Origin of the sequence: Streptomyces sp. NPDC088254 (assembly GCF_044740925.1) — a bacterium.
Classification (GTDB): domain Bacteria; phylum Actinomycetota; class Actinomycetes; order Streptomycetales; family Streptomycetaceae; genus Streptomyces.
Genome location: NZ_JBIURQ010000010.1, coordinates 1 through 25495, shown reverse-complemented (window position 1 = coordinate 25495; position 25495 = coordinate 1). Strand labels below are relative to the sequence as shown.

Sequence of the window (25495 nt, the reverse complement as noted above, 5' to 3'; positions counted from 1 at the left end):
TACGGCGTGCGACGCGGGTGTCAGTACGACGAGCCCGACGCGCCCAGCGATCCCGTCGGGTGCCAGACCGTCTTCGTCTCCAGGAACGCCGTCATGCGGTCGATGCCCGGGGTGGCGGACCAGTCGTCCACAGGCTGTGGACGCAGGACGCGCTTCAGGTTGTCCGCGGCGGCGATCTCCAGCTCCTTCGCCAGCGCCTCGTCCGCCCCCGCCAGGTCGATCGCGTTGACGTCCTGGTGTGCGGCCAGGGGCGCCGCGAGCTCCGCCGTACGGCCGGAGAGGACGTTGACCACTCCGCCGGGGACGTCGGAGGTGGCCAGGACCTCGCCGAGGGAGAGGGCCGGCAGCGGGGCCTTCTCGGAGGCGACCACGACCGCCGTGCTGCCCGTCGCGATCACCGGGGCCAGCACGCTCACCAGGCCCAGGAACGACGACTGCTGCGGGGCCAGGACGGCCACCACGCCCGTCGGCTCGGGGGAGGACAGGTTGAAGTACGGCCCCGCGACCGGGTTGCCGCCGCCCAGCACCTGGGCGATCTTGTCGGTCCAGCCCGCGTACCAGACCCAGCGGTCGATCGTCGCCTCCACCTGCTCGGCGGCCTTCGACTTCGACAGGCCCTCCGCGTCGGCGACCTCGTGCGTGAACTGGCCCTTGCGGCCCTCGAGCATCTCGGCGACCCGGTACAGGACCTGGCCCCGGTTGTACGCCGTCGCGCCCGCCCAGCCGCCGAACGCCTTGCGCGCGGCCACGACCGCGTCCCGGGCGTCCTTGCGGGAGGACAGGGGCGCGTTCGCCAGCCACTTGCCCTTCGAGTCGCTCACCTCGTACACCCGGCCGCTCTCGGAACGCGGGAACTTCCCGCCGACGTACAGCTTGTAGGTCTTGAAGACGCTGAGACGCTGCTGCTCGGACTTATCGACTGTGCTCATTTATCGCTCGCCCTCCGGGCTCGACGGGGCGAGGTACGCCTCCAGGCCGTGCCGGCCGCCCTCGCGGCCGAAGCCCGACTCCTTGTAACCGCCGAACGGCGAGGTGGGGTCGAACTTGTTGAACGTGTTGGACCAGACGACGCCGGCCCGCAGCTTGCCCGCCACCGCGAGGATGCGCGAGCCCTTCTCCGTCCAGATGCCCGCGGACAGGCCGTACGGCGTGTTGTTGGCCTTGGCGACGGCCTCGTCCGGCGTGCGGAAGGTGAGGACGGACAGGACCGGGCCGAAGATCTCGTCGCGGGCGACGGTGTGCGCCTGGGTGACGTTGGTGAACAGCGTCGGCGCGAACCAGAAGCCGGACGTGGGCAGTTCACAGGCCGGCGACCAGCGCTCGGCGCCCTCGGCCTCGCCCTGGTCGGCGAGCGCGGTGATCCGCGCCAGCTGCTCGGCGGAGTTGATCGCGCCGATGTCGGTGTTCTTGTCCAGCGGGTCGCCGAGGCGCAGGGTGGACAGCCGCCGCTTCAGCGACTCCAGCAGCTCGTCGTGGATCGACTCCTGGACGAGCAGCCGCGAGCCGGCGCAGCAGACCTGGCCCTGGTTGAAGAAGATGCCGTTGACGATGCCCTCGACGGCCTGGTCGATCGGCGCGTCGTCGAAGACGATGTTGGCGCCCTTGCCGCCCAGTTCCAGCGTGAGCTTCTTGTGGCTGCCGGCGACCGTGCGGGCGATCTCCTTGCCGACGGCGGTGGAGCCGGTGAAGGCGACCTTGTTCACGTCAGGGTGGGCGACGAGCGCGGCGCCCGCGTCGCCGTAGCCGGGCAGGATGTTGACGACGCCCCTGGGCAGGCCCGCCTGGCGGCAGATGTCCGCGAAGAACAGCGCGGACAGGGGGGTGGTCTCGGCCGGCTTGAGGACGACCGTGTTGCCGGTGGCGAGCGCCGGGGCGATCTTCCAGGCCAGCATCAGCAGCGGGAAGTTCCAGGGGATGACCTGGCCGGCGACGCCCAGCGGCCGGGGCGAGGGCCCGAAACCGGCGTGGTCGAGCTTGTCGGCCCAGCCGGCGTAGTAGAAGAAGTGCGCGGCGACCAGCGGCAGGTCGGCGTCGCGGGTTTCCTTGATCGGCTTGCCGTTGTCCAGCGTCTCCAGGACGGCGAGCTCACGGCTGCGCTCCTGGATGATGCGGGCGATGCGGAACAGGTACTTCGCGCGCTCGGAGCCCGGCAGCGCCGACCACTTCCCGAACGCCTTGCGGGCGGCCCGTACGGCCCGGTCCACGTCCTCGGCGCCGGCCTGGGCCACCTCGGAGAGGACCTCCTCGGTGGACGGGGAGACGGTCTTGAAGACCTTGCCGTCCGCCGCGTCGGCGAACTCGCCGTCGATGAACAGGCCGTAGGACGGCGCGATGTCGACGACCGAGCGGGACTCGGGAGCCGGGGCGTACTCGAATGCGGATGCCATGGTGATCAGTCCACCGTCACGTAGTCGGGGCCGGAGTAGCGGCCGGTGGCCAGCTTCTGACGCTGCATCAGCAGATCGTTCAGCAGCGAGGAGGCGCCGAAGCGGAACCAGTGGTTGTCCAGCCAGTCCTCGCCCACGGTCTCGTTGACCAGGACGAGGAACTTGACCGCGTCCTTGGTGGTGCGGATGCCGCCGGCGGGCTTCACGCCGACCTGGACGCCGGTCCGGTCGCGGAAGTCGCGGACGGCCTCCAGCATGAGGAGGGTGTTCGCGGGCGTCGCGTTGACGGCCACCTTGCCGGTGGACGTCTTGATGAAGTCGGCGCCGGCGAGCATGCCGATCCAGCTGGCGCGGCGGATGTTGTCGTACGTCGACAGCTCGCCCGTCTCGAAGATGACCTTGAGCCGGGCGGAGTCGCCGCAGGCCTCCTTGACGGCGACGATCTCGTCGTACACCTTGCCGAACTTGCCCGCGAGGAACGCGCCGCGGTCGATGACCATGTCGATCTCGTCGGCGCCCGCGGCGACGGCGTCCCGGACGTCGGCCAGCTTGACGTCGAGCGCGGCGCGGCCGGCCGGGAAGGCTGTGGCGACGGAGGCCACCTTGACGCCGGAGCCGGCGACGGCGGCCTTGGCGGCGGCCACCATGTCCGGATACACGCAGACCGCGGCCGTGGCGGGCGTGGTGCGGTCGGTGGGGTCGGGGTGGACCGCCTTCGCGCCGAGCGCCCGGACCTTGCCCGGGGTGTCCGCGCCTTCCAGCGTCGTCAGGTCGACCATGGAAATGGCCAGGTCGATGGCGTACGCCTTCGCGGTCGTCTTGATGGATCGGGTGCCGAGGGATGCGGCGCGCGCCTCCAGGCCGACCGCGTCGACGCCGGGCAGCCCGTGGAGGAAGCGGCGCAGCGAGCTGTCGGACGTCGTGACGTCCGCGAGTGCGTGAGCTGCGGTGGGTGCATTGGTGGGCATGGTCACCAGACGAGCATATCTACGCGCGTAGCGGGTGTACACCCCGGCGGGGGATCCGGGGCGGTTCCCGGGTGGGGTGCGGCGGGTCCGGCGGTGGGTCGGTGGCGCGGCGGCCTCCGCGGAGAGTCGGCGCCGCGGTGGCCGCAACGGAGAACCGGCGCTGCAGCGGCCGTCACTGAGAACCGGCGACGCGGCGACCTCCCGTCAAGAACCGGCGGCGCGGTGGCCTCCCGGCGGGAACCGGCACTGTGGCGGCCGCCGCGGAGAACCGGCGCTGCGGTGGCCGCCCCCAAGAACCGGCGCGCGGTGGCCTTCCGTCGAGAACCAGCCGGAATGGCTGATAAAGGGGCGATCCCGTCAGGGGTGAGGCCATCGCCGGAGTGTCGAACGCCGGCGGATATCTGAATTACCGCGCCTTGACCGGGGGGAATTGCCCTCACCGCCCGTCAGGGGCCGTTTAGCGGACTTTCGCGGTGGAGATGACCAACCGCCCAGCCGGCGTCAAGGAAATGACGCCGGCTGGGGGATCCATTCCTCTCAGGGGGTGCCCATCGCGGCATCGAGCCCGATGCTGGGCTGCCCTACGCGCAAGGCAGGCAGCGGCCGGACCGGACACCGCGCCCCCCGGAGAGGTTGGGCTGCCCACCGGTTGGATACCTCCAGTGACGCAGAATGAGGAATATGCCGCAAGGGATATGTGCACCCGTCACCCGATCGGAGGGGCGTATTCAGGAGCGCATTCCACGAGCGGGGACGGTTCGCTATTCCATTACCGACAATATTGTCCGGTGTATGCGTCATCGACCACTAATGGAGAAGGTGGACCCGCCGGCCTTGACACTCCCGGGAAGGATCGATTTTGCAGCAGCGGAATCCGGTAGGTGGTCCGTCGGCCACCGTGTCGGGCCCCACGCACGCGAGCGGGCCGGACGTCGATCGCCGTCCGGCCCGCCCGCGCGTCTGTCAGACGTAGGTGAACCCGCCGGAGACGGTCGCACTGCCGGCCGGCGTCGTCACGACGACCGCCGCGTTACCGGCCACACCAGCGGGCGTGAGGGCCGCCAGCACCGTGCCGGTGGCGTCGACGACCACGTTGGTCGCCGGGACGCCGCCGATGGTCACGGTGGCCCCGGTGAGGTTGGTGCCGATGATGGCGATCGGCGTGCCGCCGACGGTGGCGCCCACCGACGGGGTGATGGAGACCGCCGTGGGCAGCGGCGGACCGACGTAGGTGAACCCGCCGGCGACGGTGGTGCTGCCCGCGGGCGTGGTCACGACGACGGGGACGTTGCCGGCGGCGTGCGGCGGGGTGACGCCGGTGAGCAGGACGCCCCCGACGACGGTGACGCCGACGGCGGGGACGCCGCCGAAGGTGACGCTCGCGCCGGTGAGGTTGGTCCCCACGATCGTGAACGGCGTGCCGCCGGTCGTCGGGCCGGTCGGCGGGGTGAAGACGAGGACCGTCGGAGGCGACGGCACGACCGGTCCCACGTAGGTGTAGTTCGCCGGCGTGCTGGCGCCGGCCGGGGTGGTCACCACGACGGGCACGTTGCCGGCGGCGTGCGGCGGCGCGACCACGGTGATCAGGAAGCCGAAGAGGTCCTGGGAGACGATGGTCGCGGGCGTGCCCCCGAAGGTGACCGAGGTGGCGCCGCCGAGGTTGGTGCCGATGAGCAGGACGCTGTTGCCGCCGGCGGTCGGCCCGAAGCCGGGCACGGCGGCGATCAGCGTCGGCGACGACACGATGGGGAGCAGGTTGGGTGCAGACATGGCTGTCCTCCTGGACGAGGTTGGGGTGTGTGCGAGGTGCGTCGCTCGCGCCCCGCGAGTGCCGGCGTGGTTCCGGGCCGGGGTCGGCACGGCTGCACGGGCAGGGGGGGACGGCCCGAGTCGGGACGTCGGACGATCAGGGTGCCGGGGTCAGAGGCCACGATCTGGGCGCTGTGACGGCCTTCGACGAGCCGCCGAAGACCTGTCGTCCAGCTCTCGGGCATGGGCTGCGGCGCAGATGCATGTGCGACGGACGCACATGAGACAGGTCGCGGGCATCAGCGATACGCGCTACCCCGAATGGGATGGGCCGCCCACCGGTATGTCCATTGATCCATGCGGGTGAGGGAGTGACAAGAGAGCTGACGGAACATCACCCGTATGGAGGGGCGCGCGACCTGCGCCGACGCCGTACGGCCCGTACCGGCCTTCCGATGCGCCCGTGTGCGCCCCTGTTGACGGCGTGGCGGGAGTTTCATCCCTGCGCGGGTGTGGAAGAGGGGGTCCCGTCGGCGAGTGGGACGAGCCGATGGCTGCGAGGGAGCCGGGCTGCAAGGTCGAGGGGACCGGCGTTCCCGCTCACGGACGGTTTCGGCCGCTGAGCCGCCGCTCCGGCGCCCGGCGTCCGGGCGGGTCGGCCCGCCGAAGGGCGCTGCGGCAGAATCGGGAGCATGACGACCCCGGAAGACCAGTCACCAGCACCGCGGCCCCCGGCGCCCGAGTCCAAGGACCGCATCTACCGGTCTCCCGCCGGCATCGCGGCCGGAGTGCTGCTCCTCGGGCTCGTCGGCTGGCTCGGCCTCGACGCGATCCTCGTCGGCAAGGGCCGCACACCGTGGCTGGCACTGGCGACGCTGCTCCTTCTGGTGCCGCTGATCGTCGCGTTCACGGTCCGCCCCGCGGTGTACGCCAACGACGACCGGCTGCGCGTGCGCAACCCGTTCCGGGTGATCGCACTGCCCTGGGGCGAGGTCGACTCCCTCCGGTCCGGGTACTCCAACGAGGTCGTCACCCACGCCGGGGCGAAGTTCCAGCTGTGGGCGATCCCGGTCTCCCTGCGCGGCCGCAAGAAGGCGCACCGGCAGGAGGCCAAGGCGGAGGCGGACCGCGAGGGACGCGGCGGCGGCCGTCGCGTCGGTGGCCTGGGCGGGTTCGGCGGCCCCGGCGGCGAACCGACCGCGCGCGGCGCGAACGCGCGCACCGGTACGGGGACTCCCGAGGGCCCGGTGAGAGCCGAGGGCGACAAGATCATCCACGAGCTGCGGCTCCTGCGCGAGGCACGCGGGAAGGCGGCCGGCGCTCAGGGCGAGGTGACGATCCGCTGGGCTTGGGAGATCATGGGCCCCGCGGCGGCGGGCGCGGTGCTCCTGGGCATCCTGCTCGGCCTGGGCTGAACCACGACGCCACCGCCTCCCACCGCCGAGGGCCCGTGACGCGACACCCCCGCGCCCGGCGAGGGCCCTGGGGCGACGCCCCGGCGCGATCGGCTGACGTCTGCCGCGCCCGGCCCCGCGGCCGGCGTGCCGCGTGATCCGTACGCTCAGCGTGCCGCGGGGGCTGTGCGCCCGCGAACGTGCGCGTCCGGGGCGCGCCTGCCGCGGGCACGCCGTTGCGGGTGCTACCGCCGACGCGGACCCCGCGCCGCCCGAGCGGGCTCGCGACGCCACCGTCCAGTCAGTCACCGGTGCTCAGGCGCACCGTTCCGAGAATCGAGGGGGGCCTTCCGATGAAGACCCGGCGCAATTGGCGCAGCAACAGCAAGCAGAACCCCGGGCGCGGGGTGTGGGCCCCGGCCCTGGTGAACCGGGCGGCCGGCCTGGTGCGGGGCCGCCGCGGCCGGCTGGCGGGCGGAGTGGCCGTCGCGCTGCTCGCCCTGGCGGGTGGCCTGTGGCTGCTCCTCGGAGGGGACGAGGACGGGAACCGGCCCCCCGATCCGAGGGCACGGCAGTACCGGGACGTCGACGCCTGCCTGTTGACCGGCGCGGACGGCATAGCCCAGGGGACGGTCGCCTCCTCCGTGTGGGAGGGGATGCAGCAGGCGTCCGAGGAGACCCGGGCCAGGGTGAGCTACGTGCCGGTCACGGGGGAGCAGTCGGCGGCCAACGCCCGGCCGTTCCTCAACGGGCTCGTGCAGCGGCAGTGCGAGATCGTCCTGACGGTCGGCGTGCCGCAGGCGCAGGCCGTCCGAGCCGTCGCCGGACAGCATCCTTCGCTGCCGTTCGTCGTGGTCGGCGAGGCAGTGGCGATGGCGAAGAGCAACGTCACCGCGGTACCGCCGGGTGACGGGCTCAAGGCCGCGGTGGTGAGGGAGATCCGGGACGCGGCGTCGGACAAGAGGCCGTGAACAGCCGCAAACTGATCACCAGTCAGTAAAGATCACATAAACATATGGATCTTGTGTAGAAATCCTGTTCGCACATGAGCAAACCTTGCGAGGTTCTGTAAGGACCACGTAAAGGCTGTCCATGCGCAAGCAACGGGGGCGTGGTACTCGCCTGTTTCCGCCGGGTCGTACCGGCAGGGGCAGGATGAGGACCACGGCGCTATCTGTTCTCGTCTTCTTCTCCTTCACGCTCACCACCGAGACGGCGGCGGCGACCGGCGCCACGCTGCCCGCAGTGAGCATGCCGAAGCTGTCGCTGTCCGGTCTGTGGGAGTGGGCCGGCGAGTCGCCGCTCGACACGCCCGACCAGCAGGGCGGCACCGCCGAGGGCAAGAGCCACACCGCCTCCACCGCCGCCACCAGCGCCGACGACGGGGTGGGCCGCGCGCCCGGTCAGGGCAAGGGGGAACTCGACGCGTACGAACGGCCCGTGGACGTGACCGACAAGGTCACGACCGGCTCCGCGACCGCCACGGCGAAGAGCTTCGACCTCGCCACCAGCGAGCGCGACGCGGCCAAGTCCACCGCCACGTCGGACTACTTCGTCAACGCCGACGGCTCCACCACGGTCCGCCACTACACCGGCCGGGCCAACTTCAAGGAGACCGACGGCACCTGGCAGCCGATCGACACCGCCCTGGTCAAGGACGCGGACGGGCGGTTCACGCAGGAAGCCAACTCCCTCGACGTCGAGTTCGCCCCGGACTCCGGCGACGAACAGCTGGCCTCCGTCGAACTCGGCGACGGCCGCGCGCTGTCGTACACCCTCCAGGGCGCCCGCGAGGTCACGGCGGCAGAGAAGCGCGACGGCACCCTCGTCTACGCCGGCGTCCTGCCCGGCACGGACGTGGAACTCGTCCCCACCGCCGACGGGTTCAAGGAGAACGTCGTCCTGCACTCCAAGGACGCGGCCGACTCCTGGGTGTTCCGGCTGGACGCCAAGGGACTGACCCCGCGCCTCGCCGCCAACGGCGACGTGGAGTTCACCGGCGCCGACGGCAAGGTGACGGCGAGCATCCCGCACGCCTTCATGGTCGACTCCCGTATCGACCCCCGTTCGGGCGAGGGCACGCGTTCGCAGCAGGTCTCCTACGAACTCACCACCGTGGACGGCGAGCCGGCGCTGCGGATGACCGCCGACCGGGCCTGGCTGGACGACCCCGAGCGGGTCTACCCCGTCACCGTCGACCCCACGACGGTCGTCGCCTCCAGTGAGGCGACGTACGTGCAGTCCGACGCGAGCATCAACCGCTCCAACGAGTCCCAGATCAAGGTCGGTTCGTACGACTCGGGCACCAACAAGGCCAACTCCTTCCTGCAGTTCTCCACGCTGAGCTCCAAGATCGCCGGGCAGAAGGTCTCCGCCGCGACCCTCAACGTGTACGCGCTGTGGTCCTCGTCGTGCAGCGCGAAGCCGTTCTCGGTGTACCCGGTGACGCGGTCCTGGTCGCCCTCGACGACCACCGCCTACCCCGGCCCCGCCTACGGCGCCGCCATCGGTACGGCGACCGTCGCCCCCGGCGCCTCGTGCAGCAACAGCGACGGCAGCACCGACGTCGGTGTGAAGATGCCCGTCACCCTGTCGACGCCCTGGTTCACGCAGGTCGCCACCGGCGGCGCCAACTACGGCCTGGCGCTGGCCGCGCCGACGTCCGACGGACTGCACTGGAAGCGGTTCCACTCCGACGACTCGGCGAACGCCGCCATGCGCCCCTCGCTCGACCTGACCTACGCGGCCAACACCCAGCCGCAGGTCAACGCCCAGTACCCGCCGGAGAACTTCCAGGCCAACACCCTCCAGCCGGAGCTGCTGGTCTACGCCAGCGACGCCGACAAGTGGCCCAACGCCACGCTGACCTACACCTTCGAGGTGTACGACGCCGACTCCGGCAGCACCACCCCCGTCGTCACGTCCGGCGCCCTGGCCAAGGGCAGCTGGAAGATCCCCGCGGGCAAGCTCAAGTGGTCCAAGAACTACGCCTGGTACGTCGGCGTGACCGACGGCTACCAGGAGGTGACCTACTCCAGCCGCTTCACCACCGCCGTGCCGCAGCCGCCGGTCACCTCGGGCCTCGCCCAGAACACCGACGGGCACGACTTCGACCCCTCGGACGGCAACTACACCACCGACGACACCGACGCGGACGTCGAGGTCGTCGGCCCCTCGCTCCAGATCGACCGTTCCTACAACAGCCTCGACCCGCGCACCGACCAGGCCTTCGGCGCCGGCTGGTCGACGGTCGCCGACATGAAGGCCGCCGAGGTCAAGGACCCCTCCGGCACCGTCACCAGCGTGATCGTCACCTACCCCGGCGGTGAGCAGGTCGCCTTCGGCCGCAACACCGACGGCACGTTCCAGCCCCCGCTCGGCCGCTACGCCCGGCTGCTCGCGGTGACCGGCGGATACACGCTGACGGACAAGGAGTTCACCGAGTACGCGTTCAAGCAGGCCACGGCCAAGGCGGGCACGTACGCCATCTCCGGCATCAAGGACTACGCCGGCCGCGCCGAGACGTTCACCTACAACGCCTCCAAGCAGCTGACGAAGATCACCAACAGCACGGCCAAGCGGTCCCTGACGCTGACCTGGACGACCCCCGCCGGCGCGAGCGCCGCGCACGTCGACTCGGTCGCCACCGACCCCTCGGTCAAGGGCGACACGACCACCGTCCAGACGTGGAAGTACGGCTACTCCGGCGACCAGCTCACCTCGGTCTGCCCGCCCGCGAGCCCCGCCAAGTGCACCACGTACGGCTACGCCACCGGCAACCACTACCGCACCACCGTCCTCGACGCCGACCCCTACGCCTACTGGCGGCTCGGCGAGACGAGCGGCACGACCGTCGCCAAAGACACGGTCGACACCAACCAGGGCCGCTACAACGGCACTTACCACGACGTGACCCTGGGCGGCTCCACCCTGCTGGCGGGCTCGACCCAGAAGACGGCCACCTTCAACGGCACCACGTCCTACGTCGAGATGCCGTCCGCGCCCGGCGCGACGCCGTCGTACATGACGGTCTCCCTGTGGTTCAAGACGACCACGCCCGGAGGCGTCCTCTTCTACTACGGCGACAAGCCGCTCAGCGACTCGGACCCCGTCGCCAACACGACCAAGAACACCCCGGCGGTCTACGTCGGCACCGACGGCAAGCTGCGCGGCTGCCTCGCCATGTCGCCGAGCTGCAGCCCCACCGCCGTCTCCACCGCCACGGTCACCGACGGCCAGTGGCACAACGCGGTCCTCACGGGTCAGGCCGGCAGCCAGACCCTGTACCTGGACGGCGTCTCCCAGGGCTCGCTGACCGGCACGATCAACGACTGGGAGCAGCCCTGGATCTCGCTCGGCGCCGGCGTGAACACCGACGGCTGGCCGGCGATGAACGCCGGTGACAAGCTCGGGCACTACACCGGTCAGATGGCCGAGGTGGCGATCTACTCGGAGCCCCTCGACCTGTCGGCGATCACCGCGCAGTACCAGGCCGCCAAGCGGTCCACCGGACTGCTCGACAAGATCACCACGCCCGGCGGCAAGGTTCAGGCGAAGGTCGCGTACGGCACGACCGACGACCTCGTCCAGCAGGTCACGGACGGCGACGGCGGCGTCTGGAAGCTCAACCCGTCCACCGTCACCGGCTCCTCGCAGGTGTACCGCTCCGCGGTCATGGGCTCCGCCCCGACCGGGTACTGGCGCCTCGCCGACACCCTCGGCGCGCCGCAGGCCGCGAACGAGGTGCACACCGGCTTCGGGACCAACAGCACCGTCACGCAGGGCGTGGCCGGCCCGTTCGGCGCCGGTGACGTGACCGCGGCCTCCTTCAACGGCACCTCCTCCTACGCCGAGATCCCGTACACCCCCTGGCACGGCTCCTCGGCCCGCGCCGTCGAGCTGTGGTTCAAGACCGCCAAGCCCGGCACGCTCCTGTCCGACCAGTCGCAGCCGCCGACCCTGTCGGCCCCGTCCGGCACCTGGACCCCCACGCTGTACGTCGGCGCGGACGGCAAGCTGCGCGGCCACTGGTGGAGTTCGGGCAACGCGAACGCGGACTTCGGGTCCACGAAGGCCGTCAACGACAACGTCTGGCACCACGCGGTCCTGTCCGCCGACGGCGCCAAGCAGACCCTGTACGTCGACGGCGTCAAGCAGGGCGACCTCGCGAGCGGGGTGAACGACCAGTCCAACACCCGCACGTTCGTCGGCGCGGGCTTCAACAAGTGGTTCAGCTCGCCCGGCGACGTGAGCTTCTTCAACGGCTCCATCGCCGAGGTCGCGGCCTACGACCACGCCCTCACCGAGGACCAGGTCGAGCAGCACTGGTCCGCCTACAAGGCGTCGTCCGGCGTCGCACCGGTGCGCACGGTCACGCTCACCGACCCGACCGACAAGACCTTGACGTACGTGTACGACGCGGAGATGGGCAACCGTCTGCTGGCCGCGGTCGACACCAACGGCAAGCGGACGACGTACGGTTACGACACCTCCGGCTTCCTGCACACGGTGACCGACGCCAACGGCAACCGGAGCATCACCGGTCACGACGTCCGCGGCAACACGGTCTCGCAGACCGACTGCCAGGACACGGCCGCCGGCAAGTGCGCCACCGAGTACTACACGTACTACCCCGACGCCACCACCGCCTTCCCGGCGATGGACCCGCGCAACGACCTGCTCCTCACCGAGCGGGACGCGCGCTCCGCGTCCGCCACCGACAACACGTACCTGACCAGCTACACCTACGACGCCGGCGGCAACCTGCTCACCGTCACCGGCCCGCCCGTGGCCGGTCATCCGGGCGGCCGTACGGCGTCCACGACCTACACCACGTCGTCGACGCCGGCCGCCGAGGGCGGCACGGCGGTGGCGCCGGCCGGCCTGATGGACACGGTGACCACTCCCGGCGGCAAGCGGACCAAGTACGTCTACTTCGCCAATGGAGACCTCGCCGAGGCCGTCGACGCCAACGGCGCGAAGGTCAGGTACACCTACGACGACATCGGCAGGCAGAGCAGCAAGACGGAGATCTCCGACGCCCAGCCGAGCGGCCTCACCACCTCCTGGACGTACGACAAGAACGACCAGGTCGTCACCGAGACCAGCCCCCAGGTCACCAACCGCGTCACCGGCGCCAGGCACCAGGCGAAGTCGACCACCGTCTTCGACGACGACGGCAACATCCTGTCGCAGACCGTCGCCGACCTGACCGGCGGAGACGCCTCCCGCACCACGTCGATGACGTACGACGCCTACAACCGGCTCGCCTCGCGGACCGATCCGGGCGGCGACACCACGTCCTTCGAGTACGACGTCTACGGCAACAAGGTGAAGGAGACCGACCCCGAGGGCAACGTCAACGTCTACACCTTCGACGCCGAGAGCCGGCCGCTGACCACCAGCCTGCTGAACCACACCGGCGACCCGAACGACCCGAAGTCGCCGAGCACCCTGGTCCAGGAGTCCCGGGCCTACGACCCGGCGGGACGCCTCGCCTCCCTCACCGACGCGATGGGCTGGGTGACGGCCTACACCTACACCGACGACGGCCTCGCGGCGTCGGTCGTGCGCAAGGACCCGGCGACCGGCAAGCAGTTCGTCGAGCAGGACAACACCTACGACCTGGCCGGCAACCTGATCAAGCAGGTCACCAACGACGGCCGCACCACCACCACGTTCGCGGTGGACGCCGCCGACCGCGTCACCTCCTCGGTGCTCGACCCGACCGGCGTCAACCGCACCACGAAGGTCTCCTACGACCCGGACGACAACGTCGTGACCGAGTCCGAGACCGACCCGGCCACCGGTGACACCGACCGGGTGGACACCCGCTACGACAACCTGGGCAACATCACCGGCACCACCGTCCACGACGGCACCACCGCCCCGGTGGCCCGCTGGAAGCTGTCCGAGACCAGTGGCCTCACAGCCCAGGACTCCTCGGGCGGCAACAACAAGCTGACGCTGACGAGCGCCGTGACCCGCTCCACCGAGAAGGGCGGAGCGGTCGTCATCAAGGGAGCGGGCTCCTACGCACAGTCGAGCGGTCCGGCCGTCAACACCGGTGGCAGCTTCACCGTGTCGGCGTGGGTCAAGCTCAACTCGACCAGCGCCAACAGCGACGTCGTCGCGCAGGACGGCAAGACCGCCAGCGGCTTCCAGCTGTACTACTCCACGGCGTACGGCTGGACCTTCAACCGGCATGCCGCCGACGCGACCGACGCGGCGACCATTCGCACCTCCTCGGGCACCTCGGCGGTGACGTCGGGCGTCTGGACCCACCTCACCGGTGTGTACGACCAGGCCTCCGCGTCGCTGAAGCTGTACGTCAACGGCGCCCAGTCCGGGACGACGACCGCCTTCACCACCCCCTGGGAGGCCACCGGTCCGCTTCAGCTCGGACGGCGTCTGTACAACGGCGCCTACGCCGAGAACACGCAGGCCGCCATCGCCGACGTCCAGGTCTACGGCGAGGCGCTGACCGCCTCCCAGGTGTCCGCGGTGTACGGCGGCACGCTTCCCGCGGCGGGCAGTTCGGTCCGCACCACGACGTGGAAGCTGGACCAGCGCGGCCTGCCCACGTCGATGACCGACCCGGCCGGCAACACCACCGACTACGGCTACGACGAGGCGGCCCAGCAGACCACGGTCACCGAACCCGCAGCCGACGCGGAGACCGGAGGCGGCGCGGCCACCTCCGTCCGCCCGATCTCGATGACGGGCTACAACACCTTCGGCGAGCCGACGGAGACCTCCGACCCGCTCGGCAACGTCACGACCGTCGCCTACGACGCGGAGGGGCAGGAGACCTCCACCACGTCCCCGGGCTACACCGCGCCGGGGGCCGGCGCCCCGGTCACCGCGACCTCCTGGAACGAGTACAACAAGCTCGGCCAGGTCACCGCGGAGGTCGACCCGCTGGGCAACCGCACGACGTACACCTACACCCAGCTCGGCGACGTGGCCTCGGTCACCGAACCCGGCGGCGGCAAGTCCACGTTCGTCTACTCCACCAACGGCGACCTGCTGTCGGCCACCCGGCCCGGCGGGGCGCGCGAGGAGTCGACGTGGGACTACCTCGGACGTGAGCTGACCAGCACGGACATCGTGCGGCAGCCGACGCAGCGGGCGTACACGTCGATCAACGAGTACGACGCGCCGGGCGGCGACCTGTCCCGGACCGTGAGCGCGGCGGGGGTGGCCGAGTCCTACAAGTACAACGCGCTCGGCGAGGTCACGGAGGTGACCGACGGCGCCGGCAACACCTCGAAGTTCACGTACACCATGGACGGCGACGTCCTCACCGCGACGAACCCCGACGGCACCAGTACCCGCAACACCTACAACGGCTACGGTCAGTTGACCGCGACCAGCGACCTGGACACCGCGGGCGCGGTCCTGCGCACCAGCAGCACCGCCTACGACCGTGCGGGCAACGCGGTGTCGGTGACCGATCCCCGCGGGCACAGCACCACGTACACCTACGACCCGACGGGCCTGGTCACCAAGGCGGTCGAACCCGTCTCGGCCACCGAGTCCATCACCACGACCTACGGCTACGACGTGGCGGGCAACCCCACGCGCTTCACCGACGGCCGCGGCAACCCGTTCATCACGACCTACAACACGTGGGGGCTGCCCGAGTCGGTGATCGAACCGTCCACCCCGGCCCACCCCGACCTCGCCGACCGCACCTTCACCACGGTGTACGACGCGGCCGGCCGGCCGAAGGAGCAGCGCTCCCCGGGCGGAGTGGTCGTCACCCAGGAGTACGACGCCAAAAGCCGGCTGGTGAAGCAGTCGGGCACGGGTGCGGAGGCCGAGACGGTCGACCACACCTACGCCTACGACTCCGACGACCGCGTCACCTCGGTGACGGGCACGGACTCCGACACCGGCAGGGACACGTTCACGTACGACGACCGGGGCCTGCTCCTGTCGACGTCGGGGCCGTCCGGCTCCTCGTCCTTCGCCTATGACGGCGACGGCGCGATGACGTCCCGGACGGACGCCTCGGGCACCTCGACGTACGCCTACGACACGGCCGGCCGCCTCAGGACGCAGGTCGACGGCGCGACCGGCTCGACGATGACGTACGTCTACGACGTCGACAACAAGGTCAAGCAGATCGACCTGGGCGACGGAAAGGCCAAGCGGGAGTTCTCCTACGACGCGCTGCAACGGCCGACATCGGAGAAGCTGACCTCGCCCACCGGCAAGACGGTGGCGTCCCTCGCGTACGGCTGGGACGAGAACGACAACCTGACGTCGAAGACGACGACGGGAGTCGCCGGCGCGTCCACGAACACGTACACCTACGACTGGGCGAACCGCCTGACGTCGTGGAACAACGGGACGTCCACGGAGGTCTACGGCTACGACGCCTCGGGCAACCGCACGCGCGTCGGCGGTGACACCTACACCTACGACGCCCGCAACCGCCTCACCTCGGACGGGCACTCCACGTACGCGTACACCGCGCGCGGCACGATGAGGACCACGACGGACGAGGGCGGCTCGCAGACGTCGGTCAAGGCGGACGCCTTCAACCGCGTGGTCAGCGAGGGCGACCGCACGTACGCCTACGACGGTCTCGACCGGGTGCTCAGCGCCAAGGACGGGACCGGTGCCGAGGCCTTCTCCTTCCGCTACAGCGGTCTGGGCAACGACGTGGCCTCCGACGGTCACGCCGTCTACAGCCGCGGCGCGGACGGTTCGCTCGCCGGCGTGAAGACGGCGCTGTCGTCGGTGCTGGTGTGGACCGACCTCCACGACGACGTGGTGGCGCAGTTCACCGACGCCGCCGAGACGCTGTCGGGCTCGACGACGTACGCGCCGTTCGGCAAGGTCACCGCCACCACCGGCATGCTGGGCAACCTCGGCTACCAGTCGGGCTGGACCGACCCGGAGACGGCCAAGGTCAACATGGCCGCGCGCTGGTACTCGCCGGAGAGCGGCCAGTTCAACAGCCGGGACACGGTGTCCAACAGTCCGCTGCCGGCGTCGGTGAACGCCAACCGCTACTCCTTCGCCAACCAGAACCCGATGACGGAGATGGACCCGACGGGCCACTGGTCCATCGGCGGCCTGGCGAAGAGCTTCAAGAAGACCGTCAAAAAGGTCACGAAGAAGGCCAAGTCGGCCGTCAAGTCCACCTGGAAGAAGGGCAAGGCCGCGGTCAAGAAGGCCGCGAAGAAGGTCCGCAAGGTCGCGAAGGCCGTCAAGCGCACCGTCAAGAAGGCCGTACGCAAGGCGCACCGCGCGGTGCGCAAGGCGGTGCGGTACGTCCAGGACAGCGTCAAGAAGGTCAAGAGATACGCCAAGCGGACGTACAAGTACGCCAAACGCCAGGTCCATCGCGTCGTCCACAAGGTCAAGAAGACGGCACGGGCGGTGGCCAAGGCCGTCAAACACGTAGCCAAGAAGGCGGTCGCGGCCGGAAAGAAGGCGGCCAAGAAGATCGGCAGAGGCCTTAAGAAGGCAGCCAAGGCCTCAGCCAATTACGTCAAGCAGCACGCGGCGACGATCTTCTCCGTGGCCACGGGCGTGGTGGTCTTCGGCGTCTGCACAGGAGCCACCATGGGTGGTGGCGTCGTAGCCTGCGCGGCCCTGGCGGGCGCGGCGGCCAACGGCGTCGGCTACATGATGAGCGACGGCCCCAAGTCGGTCGGCGGGCTTCTCGGTTCGATGGCGATCGGCGCCGTGACCGGAGCCGTAGGCGGCGCTGTGGGCGGTGCGGTCTCCGGTGCGGTGGGTCGCCTGCTGGCGGGCGCCGGCGGCAAGGTGGCGCAGGGCGCGGCCATGGGCGCCGCGGGCGGCGGTGCCGAAGGCGCGGTCGGCTACGGCATCAGCTGCGCGGCGAGCGAGGAAGGCTGCAGCGCGAGCGGCGCGGCCAAGGCGACGGCGACCGGCGCGGTGGTCGGCGGCATCTTCGGAGCGGCGGCGAGCAAGTACGGCGGCAAGGGCAAGTCGTCCAAGTCCGACGAGACGCCGGCGGCAAGCTGCCGCGTCCCCGCGAGGCACAGCTTCACCGGTCTCACCGGTGTGCTGATGGCCAACGGCGCCGTCAAGCAGATATCCGATGTCAAGGTCGGCGACTACGTCCTGACCGCTGAACCCGGCAAGAAGAAGAAGGAGAAGCACCGCGTCAAGGCGGTCATCGTCACCAAGACCGACCGTGACTACGTCGACGTCGTCGTAGCCACCAAGTCCGGCAAGAAGGCGATCCAGACCACCAAGCACCACCAGTTCTACGAGGTCAGCCACAACAGCTGGACCCAGGCGGGCGACCTCAAGGCGGGCCAGACCCTCCAGAACGCCGACGGGGCGGCGACCCGCATCGTCGAGATCAAGTCGTACACGGCGCAGAGGGTCACGTACGACCTCAGCGTCGAGAGCCTGCACACGTACCATGTGCTCGCGGGTGCCACGCCGGTACTGGTGCACAATTGCGACGAGGTCGATCTTCGGCAGGAGCTGACCCAGCTCGGCCGAGCTCGGATCAACCAGATCAAGGCCGGGCTTTCTGACGATGGCTTCTTTCCGGGTGCGTTCAGTGTGGGACGTGACCGAACCACCGGTAAGACGTACTACGGCGAGAGCGGGCCTGAGGATGGGCTTCACCCAGATGTGACATCGCGGCTTCCGGGTGAATCCCAGCACCCCGCTGGTCGCCCGCCGGGCGTATGCGCAGAGGCGCGTATGTGCACCAATGCCCTGAACGACGGAGCCTCTTTGGAGAACCTGGATATCATCACGCTCAACCAGAAGGGTAAGAAGTTCCCGATGTGCGACAACTGTAAAGTGTGGGTTCCGGGGGCAGTCAGGAAGGTGTTGACCGGATGAGTGAATCCACCGAGAACGCCAGGCGGCAGAGGCTGCGGGACGCGTTCCCTGGTGCCACGCGAGTGGACCTGGGGGGGGCTTCTGTCGAGCTGGTGGCAGGACTCTACGAAGAAGCCGGCTACCCGGTGGAGACGGAACTTCTCAGTTTCCTCTCGGAGTACCGAGAGTGCTCCATTTCATGGATGTATCGCGGAACGGAGGTGGGGGTGACGATCGATGCTGAAGAGGCGCTCTCTTTCTATCCGGGAAACATTCGTATCTACTCTCGTAGAGTGGGTCGCCCTCTGGTCCCCGTCGGGTCTGCATTCTCCACCGAAGAAGTGGTTCTGATGGCGCGTGATGGGGACGTGTTTCTCGGTGGAGACGCGGGAATGCAGTACGTGGGCAACGGGTTCGTGAAATCCGTGCAGGCTCTGATTTCCGGCGACTGGGACAAGACCTTCTTCTGAACGCGCTGAAACAAGCCGAAGTTCTGCATGAGGGCTCGGATACCAAATGACAGGCGCCCTGCGGTTTCGCAGGGCGCCTGTCGTTTGCTGGGTGTCGGACTGCCTAGGGGCAGCTCAGATGCCGGCCGCTGTCGACAGGTCGTGCTTGATCGCTGTCAGGAGGGCCGTCGCCTTCGCGCGCGCCGTCGGGAGGTCCGCGTGGGTCGCGGCCGGGACCACTACCTCCAGGTAGCACTTCAGCTTCGGTTCCGTGCCGCTCGGGCGGACGATCACTCGGGCGCCGTCGAGGGTGTAGCGCAGGCCGTCGGTCGGGGGGAGGGTGTCCGTGCCCCGGGTGAGGTCCTCGGCTCGGGTGACCCGGAGACCGGCGAGCGTGGTCGGCGGGTGCTCGCGCAGGCGGGTCATCGCGTTCACGATGATCGTCAGATCCTCCACACGGACCGACAGCTGGTCGGTCGCGTGCAGGCCGTGCTCGACGGCCAGGTCGTCCAGGAGGTCCAGCAGCGTGCGGTTCTCCGACTTGAGCTGTGACGCCAGCTCCGTGATGAGCAGGGCCGCCGTGATGCCGTCCTTGTCGCGAACGCCCTCGGGGTCGACGCAGTAGCCGAGCGCCTCCTCGTAGCCGTAGCGCAGACCGTCGACGCGGGCGATCCACTTGAAGCCGGTGAGGGTCTCCTCGTAGGGCAGACCCGCCTTCCCGGCGATACGGCCCAGCAGCGACGAGGAGACGATCGACTCGGCGAACGTGCCCCGCGCGCCGCGCGAGACCAGGTGGGCCGCGAGCAGCGCGCCGACCTCGTCGCCGCGCAGCATGCGCCAGTCGCCGCCGTCCTTGACCGCCACCGCGCAACGGTCGGCGTCGGGGTCGTTGGCGATGACCAGGTCCGGGTCGCTCTCACGGGCCTTCGCGAAGGCGAGGTCCATCGCGCCGGGCTCCTCCGGGTTGGGGAAGGCGACCGTCGGGAAGTCCGGGTCGGGTTCGGCCTGTTCGGCGACGAGGACCGGCTCGGGGAAGCCGGCGCGGGCGAACGCGGCGAGCAGGACGTCCTTGCCCACGCCGTGCATCGCCGTGTAGACGGTGCGGGCCGTACGCGGGGATGCGGGGTCGAGGACCGCGTCCGTACGGGCCAGGTACGCGTCCAGGACGGAGTCGTCCAGGACCTCCCAGCCGGACTCCGGGCGCGGTACGTCGTCCAGCGAGCGGACGGCGGCGATCTCGGCCGCGATCTCCGCGTCGGCCGGCGGGACGATCTGGGAGCCGTCGCCCAGGTACACCTTGTAGCCGTTGTCGCGCGGCGGGTTGTGACTGGCCGTGACCTCGACGCCGGCGACCGCGCCCAGGTGCCGGATGGCGTACGCCAGGACCGGGGTGGGGAGGGGGCGGGGGAGGACGGCTGCGCGCAGGCCGGCTCCCGTCATCACGGCGGCGGTGTCCTGCGCGAACGCCGCCGACTTGTGGCGGGCGTCGTAGCCGATGACGACGAGGCCGTCGCCCTGGCCCTTGGCCTTGAGGTACGCGGCCAGGCCGGCGGCGGCGCGGATGACGACGGCGCGGTTCATGCGCATCGGGCCGGCGCCGAGCTCGCCCCGCAGGCCGGCGGTGCCGAACTGGAGGGTGCCGGAGAAGCGGACGGCCAGCTCGGTTGCGTCTCCCGCGTCGAGGAGCTTCGCGAGTTCCTCGCGGGTCTCCGGGTCGGGGTCCTCGGCGAGCCACGCCTGGGCGCGGGCGGTCAGGTCGTCATGCACGGTTGGGTCAGCCTCTCGTGTGGTCGTGGGTTTCCTCGCCCCCGCCGCCCCTTCCCTTCCCGTCCTCGGGGGCTGCCGCCCCCGGGCCCCCGCTTCGGCCCTGAACGGGCCTCGTCCTCAAACGCCGGACGGGCTGGACGCCTCACCCTGATGGGGAGCGGGCGAGCCCGGGGGCGGAGCCCCCGGTGGATCAGGGGCAGCGCCCCTGAGTGCCGCGCTGGTCCTACAGCCGGCCCAGCACCTGCGCCAGCAGCGCGCCCATCCGCGTCGCGCTGTCCCGTCCCGCCTGCAGGACCTCCTCGTGGTTCAGCGGCTCGCCCGTCATGCCGGCGGCGAGGTTGGTGACGAGGGAGATGCCCAGCACCTCCGCGCCCGCCTCCCGCGCGGCGATGGCCTCGAGGACCGTGGACATGCCCACCAGGTCGGCGCCGATCGTGCGGGCCATCCGGATCTCCGCCGGCGTCTCGTAGTGCGGGCCGGGGAACTGGGCGTAGACGCCCTCCTCCAGCGAGGAGTCGATCTCCTTGCACAGCGTCCGCAGCCGCGGCGAGTACAGGTCCGTGAGGTCGACGAAGTTCGCGCCGACGATCGGGGAGGTCGCCGTCAGGTTCAGGTGGTCGCTGATCAGGACCGGCTGGCCGGGGCGCATGCCCTCGCGCAGGCCGCCGCAGCCGTTGGTCAGGACGATCGTCTTGCTGCCGGCCGCCACCGCGGTCCGCACACCGTGGGCGACGGCGGCCACGCCGCGGCCCTCGTAGTAGTGGGTGCGGCCCAGGAATACCAGGGCGCGCTTCTCGCCGATCCGGTACGAGCGGATCTTGCCGCCGTGGCCCTCGACCGCCGGCGGCGGGAAGCCGGGCAGCTCGGTGACCGGGAACTCGGCGTCCGGCGCGCCCAGGGCGTCCACGGCCGGCGCCCAGCCGGAGCCCATCACGAGGGCGACGTCGTGGGTGTCGGCGCCGGTGAGTTCGCGCAGCCGCGCCGCGGCGGCGTCGGCGGCCCCGTAGGGGTCGCCCTGGATGTCGTCCGGGAGAAGAGATGCGTTCACGCGATGAGGGTAGCCCGTATCGGCCTACGCGCGTAGATGAGGAACCCGACGGGATGTCGATCGTTGCCTTGTCGTTTCCAACCAGAGGCGTCGGGGGTGCCTACTCGTCCGCGACGAGGACGTCCTTGTCGTTGAAGACCTCGACGATGAAGATCAGCAGCCTGCCGCGGCTGACCGTGTACTCCACCAGGACGTTCTGGGTGAGCCGGATCGTGCGGTCGTCTCCCGTGGAGCTTATGGGCCGTGAGACGGAGAGGAAGGGATCACGGGCGAGCAGGGCGATGCCCTTGTCGAACGCGGTGCGCTGGCGGTCGTCCAGCCGGTCGCGGGCGGCCGCGGCCTGCACGGTGTAGTAGACGTCGTAGGTGGTGGGGGCCATGCGCTCTCCCGTGGGTGCGTCGGTTCCACAAGTGTAGGAACGTCGTGCCTCAGCAGGGCCGCTTCCGCAGTTCCATCACGTAATCGTGTGGTGCGCCGGCCGACTCGGCCGCGTCGGCGATCTCGCCGAGGTAGCGGGCCGACGGCAGGCCGCCCTCGTAGCCGTTGAGGACGTACGTCCAGCCCTGCTCCTCGCCGTCGAGGGTGTGGACGCGGATCCGGGTGCGCCGGTAGACGTCGAGGCTGCCGACGCCCTCCCAGCGGTCCAGGGACTCCTCGTCCATGGGGGCGATGTCGTACAGCGCGACGAAGACCTGTGAGAAGGGGTCCTCCACGATCGTCGCGAGCGCGCCCTCCCAGCCCATGTGCTCGCCGCCGAAGGTCAGCCGCCAGCCGTTCAGCCAGCCCGTCGCGCGCAGCGGGGAGTGCGGGGCGCGGCGGGTCATCAGCCGCGCGTCGAGGTTGCCGGCGTACGCGGCGTAGAGCGACATGGGTCGAGAGTACGGCAGCCAGGGCGAGGTCACCGAGGTGTCCGCCGCCACTCGGGCACCGCCCGCCCCCCGGGGAAGTGCCCCGTCGACGGGTGCGGGACAATGGGGTACGTGACTCGGATCGTGATCATCGGTGGCGGACCCGGCGGCTACGAAGCGGCCCTGGTGGCCGCGCAGCTCGGCGCGGAGGTGACCGTCGTCGACGCCGACGGTCTGGGCGGGGCGTCGGTGCTGACCGACTGCGTGCCGTCGAAGACGCTCATCGCCACGGCGGAGGTGATGACCACCTTCGACTCCTCCTACGAGGAGCTGGGCATCATCGTCGCCGACGACACCCCGCCGCTGGAGCAGGCGGCCCGGGTGGTCGGGGTGGACCTGCACAAGGTCAACCGGCGTGTGAAGCGGCTCGCGCTCGCGCAGTCGCACGACATCACCGCCTCCGTGACCCGCGCCGGCGCGCGTGTGCTGCGCGGGCGCGGCCGGCTGGAGGGGATGCAGTCCCTCGACGGCTCCCGCAAGGTCGTGGTCACCGCCGCCGACGGCACCGAGGAGACCCTCACCGCCGACGCCGTCCTCATCGCCACCGGCGGTCACCCGCGCGAACTGCCCGACGCCCAGCCCGACGGCGAGCGCATCCTCAACTGGACCCAGGTCTACGACCTGCGGGAGCTGCCCGAGGAGCTCATCGTGGTGGGCTCCGGCGTGACCGGCGCCGAGTTCGCCGGCGCCTACCAGGCCCTCGGCTCCAAGGTGACGCTGGTGTCGTCCCGGGACCGGGTGCTGCCGGGTGAGGACCCGGACGCCGCCGCCGTCCTGGAGGACGTCTTCCGCCGCCGCGGCATGAACGTGATGGCCCGCTCCCGCGCGCAGTCCGCCAAGCGCGTCGGCGACCGGGTCGAGGTGACGCTCGCCGACGGCCGGGTCATCACCGGCTCGCACTGTCTGATGGCCGTCGGCGCGATCCCCAACAGCGAAGGGCTGGGCCTCGAGGAGGCGGGCGTCAGGGTCCGCGACTCCGGGCACATCTGGACCGACAAGGTCTCCCGTACGACCGCCCCCGGCGTGTACGCCGCCGGCGACGTGACCGGCGTCTTCGCGCTCGCCTCCGTCGCCGCCATGCAGGGCCGCATCGCCATGTACCACTTCCTCGGCGACGCGGTGGCCCCGCTCAACCTCAAGACGGTCTCCTCCAACGTCTTCACCGACCCCGAGATCGCCACCGTCGGCTACACGCAGGCCGACGTGGACGCGGGCAAGATCGACGCCCGGGTCGTCAAGCTGCCGCTGCTGCGCAATCCGCGCGCGAAGATGCAGGGCATCCGGGACGGCTTCGTCAAGATCTTCTGCCGGCCGGGCACGGGGATCGTCGTCGGCGGTGTGGTCGTGGCGCCGCGCGCCTCGGAGCTGATCCACCCCATCTCGATCGCCGTCGACAACAATCTGACGGTCGAACAGATCGCGAACGCCTTCACGGTGTACCCGTCGCTGTCGGGGTCGATCGCCGAGGTGGCGCGGCAGTTGCAGACGAGCAAGGCGGGCGGCGAGGGCTGACCGGGGCGCGCGACGGCGCTCACCGGGGCGTGAGGGGCGGCCGGAATCGACTCCCCGCTGGTCACGGGGAGTTGTGGCCCGTGCGGATGGCATAGGCGAGGCAACTAGACCCCTATACCACCTCTGTCCCTACTGTGCGAACAACTTCTATTATTCGGCGCAAAGAGCTGAAAGCAGACGGTCGCCCGCGTTACTGTCAGTTTCGTGTTCGCTGCAGAACGTCGCCAATTGATCCTCGAAATGGTGCGAGCCAACGGAGCCGTGTCGCTCCGTGAGCTCGCCCGCGTCGTCCAGACCTCCGAAGTGACCGTACGGCGGGACGTGCGCGCACTGGAGGCAGAAGGACTCCTCGACCGCCGGCACGGCGGTGCGGTATTGCCGGGCGGTTTCACGCGGGAGTCCGGCTTTCCGCAGAAGTCCCATCTCGCGACCGCCGAGAAGACCGCCATCGCGGACCTCGCCGCCAACTTCGTGGAAGAGGGCGAGGCCATCGTGGTCGGGGCGGGTACCACCACCCAGGAGCTCGCGCGCCGCCTCGCCCGGGTGCCCGGCCTGACCGTCGTCACCAACTCCCTGCTGGTGGCCCAGGCGTTGGCTCACGCGAACCGGGTGGAGGTCGTGATGACCGGCGGCACGCTCAGAGGGTCCAACTACGCCCTCGTCGGCAGCGGGGCCGAGCAGTCCCTCCAGGGGCTGCGGGTCTCGCGGGCCTTCCTCTCCGGGAGCGGCCTCACCGCCGAGCGCGGACTGTCCACGTCCAACATGCTGTCCGCGTCCGTGGACCGTGCGCTGGTGCAGGCCGCCGCCGAGGTCGTCGTCCTCGCCGACCACACCAAGCTCGGCACCGACACCATGTTCCAGACCGTGCCGACGGACGTCATCACCCGTCTGGTGACCGACGAACCGCCCGCCCACGACGACCGTGCCGCCACCGAACTCCAGGCCCTCGCCGACCAGGGGGTGCAGATCGCCGTGGCCGGGGCGTCGGGAGGCCCGGGGGGTGACGCGGTCCCGGCGCGCCGCCAGCAGCAGCGCCGGGACGTCCCCCTGCCGGCCCCGCGCCGGGGCCAGGTCCCCGGCGCGAACGGCCTGCGCACGGCCGCGGTGATGGGCGGGGAGCAGGCCCCGGGGGGTGAGCGGGCGGCCCGCGTCGCGGATCTCCGCCGCCGCTGAGCCGTCCCCGCGAGGACCCCTCGAAGGGGGCCGGGCCGGGGGCCGCTCCCGATGTACGGCGAGGCGCCCGCCGGATCCCTCGGATCCCGCGAGCGCCTCGGCGCGTTCCCTCTGTGTCAGTCCTTGATCTCGCAGATCGCGGCGCCCGAGGTGATCGACGCGCCCACCTCCGCGGTGAGGCCCTTGACCGTGCCGGAGCGGTGCGCGTTCAGCGGCTGCTCCATCTTCATGGCTTCGAGGACGACGATCAGGTCGCCTTCCTGGACTTCCTGGCCTTCCTCGACGGCGATCTTGACGATGGTGCCCTGCATCGG

Annotated in this window: 15 protein-coding genes; 6 read left to right on the top strand and 9 right to left on the bottom strand. The window is 70.5% G+C overall.

Features of this window, described 5'->3' with window-relative positions:
* Positions 1-20 precede the first annotated feature (20 nt).
* The 4 genes from ACIOC0_RS27155 to ACIOC0_RS27140 all read right to left on the bottom strand — a co-directional run bounded on the left by ACIOC0_RS27155 (position 21) and on the right by ACIOC0_RS27140 (position 5125).
* Positions 21-929, bottom strand: coding sequence for an aldehyde dehydrogenase family protein (locus ACIOC0_RS27155; RefSeq protein WP_130441394.1), 909 nt, complete (start codon positions 927-929; stop codon positions 21-23).
* Positions 930-2387, bottom strand: coding sequence for an aldehyde dehydrogenase family protein (locus ACIOC0_RS27150; protein WP_402158252.1), 1458 nt, complete (start codon positions 2385-2387; stop codon positions 930-932). It lies immediately after the preceding gene.
* 5 nt (positions 2388-2392) lie between these two features.
* Positions 2393-3355: a deoxyribose-phosphate aldolase gene (gene deoC / locus ACIOC0_RS27145; RefSeq protein ID WP_130441707.1), complete on the bottom strand. Its 963-nt coding sequence runs from the start codon at positions 3353-3355 to the stop codon at positions 2393-2395.
* 963 nt (positions 3356-4318) lie between these two features.
* On the bottom strand, positions 4319-5125 hold the full coding sequence (locus ACIOC0_RS27140) for an IPT/TIG domain-containing protein (RefSeq protein ID WP_402158249.1): 807 nt from the start codon (positions 5123-5125) through the stop codon (positions 4319-4321).
* Positions 5126-5796: 671 nt separating this feature from the next.
* On the opposite strand from ACIOC0_RS27140, the gene ACIOC0_RS27135 reads away from it, so the two are divergent.
* The 4 genes from ACIOC0_RS27135 to ACIOC0_RS27120 all read left to right on the top strand — a co-directional run bounded on the left by ACIOC0_RS27135 (position 5797) and on the right by ACIOC0_RS27120 (position 18794).
* Positions 5797-6519, top strand: coding sequence for a PH domain-containing protein (locus ACIOC0_RS27135; RefSeq protein WP_402158247.1), 723 nt, complete (start codon positions 5797-5799; stop codon positions 6517-6519).
* 332 nt (positions 6520-6851) lie between these two features.
* A complete protein-coding gene (locus ACIOC0_RS27130) occupies positions 6852-7469 on the top strand; it encodes a BMP family ABC transporter substrate-binding protein (RefSeq protein WP_402158245.1) in 618 nt (205 codons plus the stop codon).
* A gap of 184 nt (positions 7470-7653) precedes the next feature.
* Entirely contained in the window at positions 7654-18345 is a 10692-nt protein-coding gene (locus ACIOC0_RS27125) for a LamG-like jellyroll fold domain-containing protein (RefSeq protein WP_402158243.1), read from the top strand.
* Positions 18342-18794 carry an SUKH-3 domain-containing protein gene (locus ACIOC0_RS27120; RefSeq protein ID WP_402158241.1) on the top strand — a complete coding sequence of 151 codons (453 nt, stop codon included), beginning with the start codon at positions 18342-18344 and terminating at the stop codon, positions 18792-18794. Before ACIOC0_RS27125 ends, ACIOC0_RS27120 begins: the two co-directional genes overlap by 4 nt.
* 114 nt (positions 18795-18908) lie before the next feature.
* Here ACIOC0_RS27120 and ACIOC0_RS27115 read toward each other — a convergent pair whose 3' ends face one another.
* From ACIOC0_RS27115 to ACIOC0_RS27100, 4 genes are all read right to left on the bottom strand, one after another.
* Positions 18909-20540 carry a phospho-sugar mutase gene (locus ACIOC0_RS27115; RefSeq protein ID WP_402158238.1) on the bottom strand — a complete coding sequence of 544 codons (1632 nt, stop codon included), beginning with the start codon at positions 20538-20540 and terminating at the stop codon, positions 18909-18911.
* Positions 20541-20763: 223 nt separating this feature from the next.
* A complete protein-coding gene (locus tag ACIOC0_RS27110; protein WP_130441406.1) occupies positions 20764-21588 on the bottom strand; it encodes a purine-nucleoside phosphorylase in 825 nt (274 codons plus the stop codon).
* A 100-nt stretch (positions 21589-21688) separates the two neighbouring features.
* Complete coding sequence (locus tag ACIOC0_RS27105) at positions 21689-21967, bottom strand: type II toxin-antitoxin system RelE/ParE family toxin (protein ID WP_402158236.1); 279 nt, start codon at positions 21965-21967, stop codon at positions 21689-21691.
* A 49-nt stretch (positions 21968-22016) separates the two neighbouring features.
* Positions 22017-22457, bottom strand: a complete 441-nt coding sequence (locus tag ACIOC0_RS27100) for a gamma-glutamylcyclotransferase (protein ID WP_130441408.1) — start codon at positions 22455-22457, stop codon at positions 22017-22019.
* 102 nt (positions 22458-22559) lie between these two features.
* On the opposite strand from ACIOC0_RS27100, the gene ACIOC0_RS27095 reads away from it, so the two are divergent.
* Both ACIOC0_RS27095 and ACIOC0_RS27090 read left to right on the top strand, forming a co-directional pair.
* Positions 22560-24008, top strand: a complete 1449-nt coding sequence (locus tag ACIOC0_RS27095; RefSeq protein ID WP_351095168.1) for an NAD(P)H-quinone dehydrogenase — start codon at positions 22560-22562, stop codon at positions 24006-24008.
* 204 nt (positions 24009-24212) lie between these two features.
* Positions 24213-25181 (top strand): DeoR/GlpR family DNA-binding transcription regulator, encoded by a 969-nt coding sequence (locus ACIOC0_RS27090; RefSeq protein WP_402158234.1) that lies wholly within the window; start codon positions 24213-24215, stop codon positions 25179-25181.
* Between the two features lie 116 nt (positions 25182-25297).
* Here the strand turns inward: ACIOC0_RS27090 and ACIOC0_RS27085 are convergent.
* Positions 25298-25495: biotin/lipoyl-containing protein (locus ACIOC0_RS27085; RefSeq protein ID WP_351333370.1), on the bottom strand; the 198-nt coding region annotated here is incomplete at its 5' end.

What these genes read in the sequence shown, in the direction of transcription:
- ACIOC0_RS27095 (WP_351095168.1), top strand. Translation starts at nt 22,560, where the DNA reads ATGGGGTACGTGACTCGGATCGTGATCATCGGTGGCGGACCCGGCGGC.
- deoC (WP_130441707.1), bottom strand. Translation starts at nt 3,355, where the DNA reads ATGCCCACCAATGCACCCACCGCAGCTCACGCACTCGCGGACGTCACG.
- ACIOC0_RS27135 (WP_402158247.1), top strand. Translation starts at nt 5,797, where the DNA reads ATGACGACCCCGGAAGACCAGTCACCAGCACCGCGGCCCCCGGCGCCC.
- ACIOC0_RS27100 (WP_130441408.1), bottom strand. Translation starts at nt 22,457, where the DNA reads ATGTCGCTCTACGCCGCGTACGCCGGCAACCTCGACGCGCGGCTGATG.
- ACIOC0_RS27105 (WP_402158236.1), bottom strand. Translation starts at nt 21,967, where the DNA reads ATGGCCCCCACCACCTACGACGTCTACTACACCGTGCAGGCCGCGGCC.
- ACIOC0_RS27150 (WP_402158252.1), bottom strand. Translation starts at nt 2,387, where the DNA reads ATGGCATCCGCATTCGAGTACGCCCCGGCTCCCGAGTCCCGCTCGGTC.
- ACIOC0_RS27140 (WP_402158249.1), bottom strand. Translation starts at nt 5,125, where the DNA reads ATGTCTGCACCCAACCTGCTCCCCATCGTGTCGTCGCCGACGCTGATC.
- ACIOC0_RS27155 (WP_130441394.1), bottom strand. Translation starts at nt 929, where the DNA reads ATGAGCACAGTCGATAAGTCCGAGCAGCAGCGTCTCAGCGTCTTCAAG.
- ACIOC0_RS27125 (WP_402158243.1), top strand. Translation starts at nt 7,654, where the DNA reads ATGAGGACCACGGCGCTATCTGTTCTCGTCTTCTTCTCCTTCACGCTC.
- ACIOC0_RS27130 (WP_402158245.1), top strand. Translation starts at nt 6,852, where the DNA reads ATGAAGACCCGGCGCAATTGGCGCAGCAACAGCAAGCAGAACCCCGGG.
- ACIOC0_RS27120 (WP_402158241.1), top strand. Translation starts at nt 18,342, where the DNA reads ATGAGTGAATCCACCGAGAACGCCAGGCGGCAGAGGCTGCGGGACGCG.